The sequence below is a fragment of the Thermoflavimicrobium dichotomicum genome (assembly GCF_900114055.1).
In the GTDB taxonomy this organism is placed as follows: Bacteria; Bacillota; Bacilli; order Thermoactinomycetales; family Thermoactinomycetaceae; genus Thermoflavimicrobium; species Thermoflavimicrobium dichotomicum.
In genome coordinates, this window is sequence record NZ_FORR01000022.1 from 44,231 (window position 1) to 54,326 (window position 10,096).

Consider the following 10,096-nt stretch of genomic DNA (forward strand, 5'->3'; position numbering starts at 1 on the left):
CCGTTGATCAACAAAATAGGTCAACGGCCTTCATTTATGGATTCGACACCGATGAACCCGTTTTATTCAAATATTCATTTTAATATTGTAACAAAGAAAGAGATATGCTATATTTTATTCAAATATATTTTTGAATAAGGAGCGAAATTATGTCTGAGCGTCAGATATCTTCCACTCCAGATGTTTGCGAAGTTTTTTGTTATGACGAAGAAAAAGTGCAACATTTACAAAACAGAGTTCATGAAGTCAATGGATTAAGTGCTCTGTTCAAGGCACTTGGTGATGAAACCCGTCTGAAAATCGCCTATGCTCTTACATTGGAAAAAGAACTTTGCGTTTGTGATATTGCCAACATTCTCGGTTCGACGGTAGCTACAGCTTCACACCATCTGCGTCTTCTCAAACATTTGGGTGTAGCCAAAAGCCGCAAGGAAGGCAAATTGGTCTTTTATTCACTGGATGATGATCATGTGAAGGACATCATTCAGATCGCTTTGGAGCACTGGAAAGAAATAGAAGCAAAATGAGGGTTGGGAAATATGGCTCAAATAAACCATCAAACAGACACCTGCTGTCATGGCCCATACAGCGAAAACAAACCTTCCTGTCAGCATTCCAGCATTGGCCATGCACATGTATCTGCCTTAAAAACAACCATCATTCAAGTGGATGGGATGGATTGTCCATCGTGCGCACAAACCATTGAAAAAAATATCCGCAATCTGCCTGGTGTTGAACAGGTTCAGGTACATTACAGTACCGGAAAAATGAAACTGGTCGGTGAAAAAATCGATCTCCAGCAAGTTTTGGATCAGTTAAACCATTTGGGTTATACCGGGCATATCGTTGACAGCAAACAACAGACTCAAGTCTTTCACGTGGAAGGAATGGACTGTACTTCATGTGCCAAAAGCATTGAAAAACATTTCGCTTCCCTTTCATGGGTTGATTCGGTCGAAGTTCACTTTGCTTCAAGCAAAATGAGAATCTCCCATCAAAAAACAGCGGAAGCGGTACTGAATGAAATCAAACGAATTGGTTATCGAGCCGCTTTATCAACTGAAATCAAGCCAACTTCTTCCGCTTTGTCGACTTTGAAAAACAACTGGCCCCTTTGGGTAGCGGGAATTTCATTGGTACTCGGTTTATCGGTGAATGCGATCGGTTTGAATGATTATTTTTCGATCTTTTTTTATGCTCTCTCTATCGTAATTGGCGGATACAAACCGGCGAAAAGCGCTTTTTACGCCCTGAAAAACAGATCTCTGGACATGAATGTTTTAATGGTTGCCGCTACCATAGGAGCTACATGGATCGGGGAATGGCTGGAAGGGGCAACCGTTGTCTGGTTATTTGCGCTAGGCAACTGGCTGCAAGTACGAACCCTCGAAAAAACACGCCATTCGATTCGTGAACTGATGGATCTGGCTCCTTCTGAAGCATGGGTAAAAACCGGGCAAGGTTTAAAGCGACTGCCTGTCGAAACAGTCCAGGTCGGCCAGATCATCGTGGTCAAACCCGGTGAAAAAATTCCACTTGACGGGATCATTGTCACTGGCTCCACATCGGTAAACCAGGCTCCCATTACAGGTGAATCCATGCCAGCAGACAAACATCCAGGAAATGAAGTATATGCTGGTTCAATCAATGAAACAGGATCCATTGAAGTAAAAGTCACTCATCAGGCAGATGATACCACCCTGGCCAAAATCATTCACCTGGTCGAAGAAGCACAGGAAAAACAAGCCCCAACACAGAATTTCGTTGATCGGTTTGCACAAATTTATACACCCATTGTCTTTTCTTTAGCGATGCTGGTTATTCTGCTGCCTCCTCTCTTCGGCTTGGGAGAGCATGATGAATGGCTATACCGCGGCCTGGAATTATTGGTAATTGCCTGTCCTTGTGCTTTGGTCATCTCTACGCCTGTAGCCATTGTTTCCGCAATTGGGAACGCCGCCAAAAAGGGGGTTCTCATCAAAGGCGGAGCCTTTTTGGAGCTGGCAGGTCAACTCCAGGCGATCGCCTTCGACAAAACCGGTACTCTGACTCAAGGAAATCCACGGGTCATTGAAGTACAGGCAATCAATAAAAGTGAAGAGTGGCTTCTGGCTATTGCCCAAACCATTGAAGAACATTCCCGTCATCCGATCGCCAGAGCGATTTTGCAGGAAGCACAAGAGCGTAACATTTCCATGTTGGAAGGATCGGATCATAAAACCATCGTAGGACATGGCGCACAGGCCACCATTGACGGAACCGTCTATTTTGCCGGAAATCAACAGTTGTTTGAAGAATTGCATGTTTCTCTTGACCCTGTTCGTGACTCCATTCAAAAATATCAAAAGATGGGGCACACACTGGTACTGATTGGAACAGAAAAAGAAATACTTGGTTTGATTGCCATCGCTGATCCAATTCGTCCAACCAGTAAACAGACCATATACCAGCTAAAGCAATCCGGCATCCAGTCGGTCATGATGTTGACAGGTGATCAGGAAGAGACAGCCAGGAAAGTTGCCAGGGAAGTCGGAGTAGATGAACATCAGGCTCAGCTGTTGCCTGAACACAAAGTGGAAGCAATCAAACAATTACAGCAACGTGGCTGGAAAGTTGGAATGGTCGGCGATGGCATGAATGATGCACCTGCGTTGGCCACAGCTGACTTGGGGATCGCAATGGGCGGGATTGGGACAGATACGGCGATGGAAACCGCTGGTATTGTCCTGATGGCAGATCACCTGGAACAACTGCCTTTTACGATTCGTCTCAGTCGCAAGGCATTAAAGATCATCAAGCAAAACATTACCTTTTCCATCATGGTTAAACTGGTTGCCTTACTCCTGATCTTTCCTGACTGGCTCACACTATGGATTGCAGTACTGAGTGATACAGGTGCTGCTCTTCTCGTTATCTTAAACAGTATGCGGCTTCTTCGGTTCAAGGAATCGAGCAAATGAGGGGGAACGAATGTGAAAAGCAAACGGAAACACAAAACATGGGCTTTTTTGGCCACGATGGTTTTAGCCATTTCTGGACTCATGGGATGCAGTACCCAAACAGAACCGATGGATCATGCAGAGGAAAAACACCAGCAAACCAATCACATATCTGGCGATCTAAGGGAAACGACCGCAAATGCCAAGACCATGCCATCATTTCTTAAAGACTTGGATCCCAAAGTCACGCAAGTCTATCAAATAGCTGCCCAATATGCGGATACGCTCGACTGGATTCCGTGCTACTGCGGATGCGGACAAAGCGCCAATCACAAAAGCAATCGCGAATGTTTTATTCACGAAATCAAGAAAGATGGAAAAGTGGTGTGGGACTCACACGGAACCCAATGTGGAACCTGTATGGACATTGCTCTCGAATCCGCCATGTTGAAAAAGCAGGGCAAGTCAAATAAGGAAATCCGCCAGTTCATTGATTCCAAATATAAAAAAGGATTTGCTCCTCCTACCCCCACACCCATGCCTCATTCATGACATCCCAGCCTGTTTGGGATGTTATTTTTATCGATGTTTCTTTTTATTAAATAATCACTCCTGTTCCAGGATTATGTTTTCTTGAACGATCCTAAATTTTCCGCTTGACTTTTCTTCACGGTTGACCTTCTTGGAGAAATCTATAAAATTATGTATACTAGAAGGCAGGACTTTTTATTGTAGGAAGTGAGTGGATCAACAATGATCACCAAAAAAAATAACGACTATCGCATTCTATTGTATTACAAATTTGTCCATATAGAGGATCCGGTTGCTTTTGCTGACGAGCATCGTGCTTTTTGTCAAGAGCTTGGAGTTAAGGGACGGATTTTGGTTGCCAAGGAAGGATTGAATGGAACGATCTCAGGTACGGTAGAGCAAGCGAACAAATATATGGAGCATATGCATAACCATCCACTATTCCACGACATGGTATTTAAAATCGATGAATACCATAAACATGCTTTTAAAAAGTTAATCGTTCGGCCGAAAAAAGAGATCGTGACCTTCCGTGTGGATGAGTATGAGATTGATCCAAGCAAAGAAACGGGTAAGTATATCAAGCCAAAAGAGTTTTATGAGCTGCTGCAACGCGATGATGTCATCGTTATCGATGGACGGAACGACTATGAATATGATATTGGGCATTTCCGCAATGCCATTCGTCCAGATGTAAAATCCTTCCGCGAATTCCCGGAATGGATTCGCAAAAATCTCAGCCAGTATAAAGACAAAAAAATCATCACCTACTGCACGGGTGGTATCCGCTGTGAAAAATTAACCGCCTTTATGCTCAAGGAAGGATTTAAGGATGTCGGCCAACTCGAAGGTGGTATCATTACCTATGCCAAAGACCCAGAGTTAAAGGGGAAATTGTTTGACGGAAAAATGTACGTCTTTGATGAACGGATCTCTGTTCGGGTCAATCAAGTAGAGGATGTCGTCGTAGGTAAATGCTATCACTGTGGCAAACCGGAAGACCGTTACATCAACTGTGCATATGATATGTGCCACAAACAGCATATTTGCTGCAAAGAATGTGAAGAGAAATACAAAGGTTTCTGCTCCAAAGAATGTGAAGAAGCGGAAATGCATGCAGTAAAAGCATAAACAATCAACCCTGGGAGAAGATTCCTCCCAGGGTTGATTGTTTTTATCAAGCTGATTCATCATTGTAGGGATGTTTCCAGGAAAAACCCTCTCCAGCCATAGAAAAGGGTTATGCAGTTATGGATCTTATTTAAATTGTTCTACCCATTTTTTCAATTCTTCAAGCGGTTGGATACCAACAACGGTTCCGACTTCGTTTCCATTTTTGAACAGTTTGAGCGTTGGAATCCCACGAATGCCAAATCGTTGCGCAGTTGCTGGACTTTCATCGACATTGAGTTTGGCAATGGTTAAATAAGAATCCGTCTGTCCAGCCAACTCTTCCAGAATCGGTGCAAGCGTGCGACAAGGCCCACACCAGGGTGCCCAGAAATCAACCAATACCAAACCGTTTTTTACCGTTTGATCAAATGTTTGATCTGTAATTTCTTTTATCGCCATTTTGATCACCTTTTCACTTAAAATCTCATTGTAACCAACTTTGTTACACTTTTGGAAAAAGAAAAAGTTAGGTGGTGACTGCTTATTTATATGATGTTTTAGGTGATTTCATTGGGGTCACTTCGCCATCTGTACCATTTTTCAGTATATGCCCAACTGCTTTTTTGTGCGTTCATAAACTTGTGAAAACGAACAGGATTGGTTCAAACATGAATCGCTAACGGCTCACTAGAAACCAAATGTAACGGCGCCGCAGTCACTATACCGCTATATCCCATTCACTGTTCAATCCATCACCCCTAACTTAATTGTAATTATAATGGTTACATATCGTTTTGTCAAGCGAGACGCCGTTTTAGTGGAAAGTTATCGCAAAAAATAAGGGCAGGCTTCTTTAAACCAAAGCCTGCCGAAGTTTTAAGCCATAACAGCCAAACGGGAAATTTTCGACTATCTTTTTGAGAAAATTAAACTGATTTTCACACGGAATAGAGCTTTTCGCAAAACGCAGCAATTGTTTTATAAGCTTTTGGTTCGGCCAGCAACATGATGTGGTTCGAAGATTCCACATCCATCAAGTGGAAATTCGGCAGATGCTTTTCCCATTCCTGCCAATACTTCGCATGATCGAATGGATTGGTTCCTTCTTTCAGTGTAAAGTAGGGTTCCAATTCGCCGTAAAACTCCCCGCTCTTGTTGCGGAAATAGTAACAACTTACTGTTAAGGGATCAGGTAATGGAGAAAGAGAATAACGCTCCACTTCATAGGCATATTGTACCTTTACTTCTTTTCGAATCTGGTCGTACATTTCCTTTTCTGATTTCTTCAGACCCCGTTCCTTGGCAAGCGTGATCAGTTGCTGCAAGAATGTTTCATCATCTGCCTCAATATTCACTTCCTCACGATGGATAAGAGCTTGAGGCAATTTTTCCTGTTCCAGCAAAGCTTTCGCAAGCAACTCCCTGTTCACAGCCTGGAGCATCAATGTTTTGGGGTCGGCGTATTCTTTTTTGGCTTCCGCACTCTGTGGTGCTTCCATATAGATGGAGTCCACCATAACAATGGTATTGACGGTTTCACCCATTTCCTGCAATAGACGGGTAACTTCATACGCCAATCGGCCAGCAAAGGAAAAGCCCCCCAGATCATAAGGCCCCTCCGGTTGAACACTTCTAATGATGTTCAGATAATAGGTCGCCATCGCATAAACCCCATGAATCGGGGAATGATCCGTGGTCAGGCCTCGTGGTTGTATTCCATAAAAAGGCCTGTTGATCTTCCGGGCTATCGGTCGATATCCTCCTATTTCTCCTGCCCCTCCGTGGAACCAAAAAACAGGTCGGCCCTCAACACACTCATTCAGGCGAACCAACTCTGGAAACTCAGGAGAATTGGTTAATTGAGACAAGTCAGATGAATGGAGTACTGATGATTCTTCTGGTAAGGCCGGGACTGATTCTACAGGTACAGAAACGTCTTCTCCCTCTTGTTTCGTCAGCTCTTTTTGCAGGAAATGCGCAAATTCGCGAATGCTTGGATAGTCATACACCTTGGATGCCGGAATCGACGTACCGTATTCTCTGTTAATGGCCTGAATCCACTCCACACCTGTAATGGAGTCAAGTCCCAGGTCAATAAATTTGCTATCTGCATCAATATCGCTTGGATTCATGCTTAAAGTATCAGCCAGTCCTCTCATCAGCTCCATCTGTAAGCGTTCCAGTGAAATCACCGGACGAAGTGGATGAGACTGACTTTGAGCTTCAGCCTGTGAAAGGGAGATTCCCTCTGAACCGTCTGGCAATTCTACGGATGGCAATGTTTCGACGGACGACGTCTTTTGTGATACAGCGTGGCTTGGATCAACGTTCCCCAATTCTCCCTGCAGGAATTGAGCGAATTTTCGTATGCTTGAATAATCATAAACCTTGGTCGCCGTGATGGAAGTCCCATACTTCTTATTGATGGCCTGTATCCATTCTACGCCGGTAATCGAATCCAGGCCCATGTCAATGAACGTTTCATCCGGGTCGATATCGCTTGGATTCATATGCAAGATGGCTGCCAACATTGCCTGCAGCTCTTCCTGTAACGAATCCTCCTGAATCAGTGGCACAGATTTCCATTCAGATTCGCTTTCAGGCGTTAATAAAGAAACGGTTGCCGATGCCCCAGCATCTTTTGACTCTTTCTGTTTATCTGAGGGGATTGGCCTGTCTACCAAAGGCTGAAGGGCGATTCCACGAGGTTTCTCTGCAATCTTTGGATATTTTACTGGTTGCCCTGCCTGCGAGACCTTAATTCCCTTGACAATCAGCGGAGTTGATGCATAGGAAACTTCCGGCTTATCAGGCTGCGATGATTGAGCCGTTTCTCCAATTGCTGGCGCAGATTTCTGATACTGACCTGGAGATTTCGGCTCCATCGTGGGCACCCAGTAGCGTTCACGGGCAAATGGGTATGTGGGCAAACTAATCCGGCGTGGCCTGTTCTCTCCATAGATGAGATTCCAGTCCACCTTGAGTCCTTTCACCCACAGGTCCGCAAGTTTCGTGTATTTTCTGTTTCGAATCCATTTTTCAATAACTTCCTGAAACTCTTCATCTGCCGCAAATATCGCCAGCGCCTCTTTATTTTGTTTTACCTGTCCCCGGAACAGATCCTCTATGCCGTCTTCCCCTTCCAGAAACCTTTTCAGTTTTTCCGTAAGTTCCTGGACAGATGCTACGATGACAGCCAGGCGCTCTTCCATGGCTTCCCGCCCTACCTGAAGAGTATAGGCTATATCTGCCAATTGACTGTCCGTAAATGACTGTTCCCTGATCTCGGCCAACAATCGCTGGGCCTGCTCCTGAAGCTGATTTTCCGTCTTTGCGGACAATACAATGACAGCCGGGTTCTGTGGGGTTATGGAAATCGGTTGGGTTCCCTGTTCTTCAGGAATATACTCTTCAATGATGATGTGGGCATTTGATCCTCCCGCACCAAAGCTGGAGATACCCGCAATCCTTGGATATTCCTTGGCTTTTCCATTATGTTGAATCACCGGCCGTTTCCATTCCGTCAATTCCTGCTGTACATAGAATGGCGAGTTGGCAAAATCAATGTTTGGATTAAGAACGCGCGAATGCAAAGATTGTACAAGTTGGCGATTTTTGAGCTGCAGCAATACCTTGGTAACCCCTGCGATGCCTGCTGCCCCTTCACAATGCCCAATGTTTGACTTGACTGATCCGATCGCGCAAAACTGTTTGTCAGTTGTGTATTCCTGGAAGCTTTTTATTAAGCCTGCGATTTCAATTGGGTCTCCTAAAGATGTCCCTGTCCCGTGAGCCTCGATATAACTGATTGTTCTGGGATCAATGCCGGTTTTCTTCAATACCTGTCCGATGACACTGGCCTGGGCATTGGGGTTGGGAACAGAGTACCCGTTCGTTTTTCCACCGTGATTCAGTGCCGACCCTTTGATGACTCCATAAATCTGGTCACCGTCAGCGATGGCTTTCGAAAGCGGTTTCAGCAAGACGGCACCAACTCCTTCTCCAGGCACGTATCCATCCCCGCCTTGACCGAAGCTTTCACATTGTCCTTTGCTCGACAAAAATCTGCCTTGGGAAAGCAACAAATATTTGTTCGGATGGATGGAAATGTTGACGCCTCCTGCAATTGCCGCATCACATTCCCCTTGTTTAATACTTTGACAGGCAAGGTGAATAGCAGTCAAAGAAGAGGAACACATGGTGTCTACAGCCATGCTGGGTCCATGGAAATTACAGAAATAGGACACTCGATTGGCGATGGACGATGATGTCCCCACAAGGGCTACCGGCCTGCCCTGCAAAGTCTCTTGAGCTCCATAAAGCTGATACTCATCGTACATGACTCCTACAAAAACCCCTACATTGGAGCCGAGAGATTCACGGGTATAGCCTGCATCTTCCAGTGTTTCGTACACACATTGTAAAAACAGGCGTTCTTGAGGGTCCAAAATTTTTGCCTCTCGGGGTGAAATATTGAAGAATCGCGGGTCAAATTCGTCCACGCCGTCAATGAAGCCTCCCCACTTGCTGTAAACTTTCCCGCGTTTCCCTTTCTCCTCATCAAAATAGAGACTGTGGTCCCAGCGGTCTTTGGGAATTTCGGTTATGCAGTCCTTCCCATCCCGCAGGTTTTTCCAAAACTCTTTTATGTTTCTCGCTTGCGGGTAACGTCCGGCAACCCCCACAATGGCAATGTCCAAAGAGTCCGTTTCTTTTCTGTCCTCCTTATGCTCTCGGAAAGATGCAAGATAGATGCGCTTACGGCTGTTTGGCAATGGTTGTTCCCGTTGCGGTGCGACTGCCCTGTTCGGAACGATTCTTTCCGCTTTTTCCTCCATACCCAGTACGTCTAATAATTTTTCCCGATACGCTTCCAGGAAGTATCCGGTTAATTCCCTGATATTTTTGTATTCAAACAACAATGTTTTGGACAAGGGGCCGAATTGTTTCTCCAATTCATTTGTTAACTGCAGGACCATAATCGAATCCAGTCCGTATGTTTCCATAGGAGCATCCGCTTCAATCCGGTTCATCGGAAGTTTGACGACTGTGGAGACCAGCTTTCTAAAATAATTCGTGGCCTTCTCTTCAAGATGGTGCCCTGCCATTGGCTTCCCTGCCCTGTTTTCTGGTGGAACAAAAGGTATGGAAGTAACTTCTGATTTCGGTCGTTGCCCCAGGAATGATATCCGGATGCGTTGAAGATCCCCTTCCGCCACCAGCACCTGCTCCCTGCCGGAGGCCATCACCTGATACAACGCCTGGATGCCTGTGGAGGTCTCCATCGCTTTCATGCCCGTGGTTTGCTGCATCATCTTCTCTGTTTCCCCGTCGACGCGCATTCCTCCCTCTTTCCACAACGGCCAGTTAATGGATACGGTTTGCCCCTGCCGTTCTCCGGACTCTGCCAGACGGCTACGGTATCTCGCATACCCATCCAGGAAGGCATTGGCGGCAGCATAGTCTGCCTGACCCAGATTGCCCCTCACTCCCGCTCCGGAAGAGAAGAGCAC

The 10,096-nt window shown here is 45.4% G+C and carries 6 protein-coding genes and 1 pseudogene; 4 read left to right on the top strand and 3 right to left on the bottom strand.

Features of this window, described 5'->3' with window-relative positions:
* Positions 1–149 precede the first annotated feature (149 nt).
* The 4 genes from BMZ78_RS16040 to trhO all read left to right on the top strand — a co-directional run bounded on the left by BMZ78_RS16040 (position 150) and on the right by trhO (position 4,601).
* Positions 150–527, top strand: coding sequence for an ArsR/SmtB family transcription factor (locus tag BMZ78_RS16040; protein ID WP_093231424.1), 378 nt, complete (start codon positions 150–152; stop codon positions 525–527).
* 12 nt (positions 528–539) lie between these two features.
* Positions 540–2,960, top strand: a complete 2,421-nt coding sequence (locus BMZ78_RS16045; RefSeq protein ID WP_093231425.1) for a heavy metal translocating P-type ATPase — start codon at positions 540–542, stop codon at positions 2,958–2,960.
* A gap of 57 nt (positions 2,961–3,017) precedes the next feature.
* Entirely contained in the window at positions 3,018–3,491 is a 474-nt protein-coding gene (locus BMZ78_RS16050) for a PCYCGC motif-containing (lipo)protein (protein ID WP_093231431.1), read from the top strand.
* Positions 3,492–3,692: 201 nt separating this feature from the next.
* Positions 3,693–4,601 carry an oxygen-dependent tRNA uridine(34) hydroxylase TrhO gene (trhO, locus tag BMZ78_RS16055; RefSeq protein ID WP_093231426.1) on the top strand — a complete coding sequence of 303 codons (909 nt, stop codon included), beginning with the start codon at positions 3,693–3,695 and terminating at the stop codon, positions 4,599–4,601.
* Between the two features lie 126 nt (positions 4,602–4,727).
* Here the strand turns inward: trhO and trxA are convergent, their stop codons facing one another.
* The 3 genes and pseudogenes from trxA to BMZ78_RS19415 form a co-directional block, all read right to left on the bottom strand.
* Positions 4,728–5,042, bottom strand: coding sequence for a thioredoxin (gene trxA / locus BMZ78_RS16060; protein WP_093231427.1), 315 nt, complete (start codon positions 5,040–5,042; stop codon positions 4,728–4,730).
* Between the two features lie 479 nt (positions 5,043–5,521).
* Positions 5,522–7,114, bottom strand: a complete 1,593-nt coding sequence (locus tag BMZ78_RS19635; protein WP_482255531.1) for a phosphopantetheine-binding protein — start codon at positions 7,112–7,114, stop codon at positions 5,522–5,524.
* A 294-nt stretch (positions 7,115–7,408) separates the two neighbouring features.
* Positions 7,409–10,096, bottom strand: a pseudogene (locus BMZ78_RS19415) (beta-ketoacyl synthase N-terminal-like domain-containing protein); the annotation flags it as partial.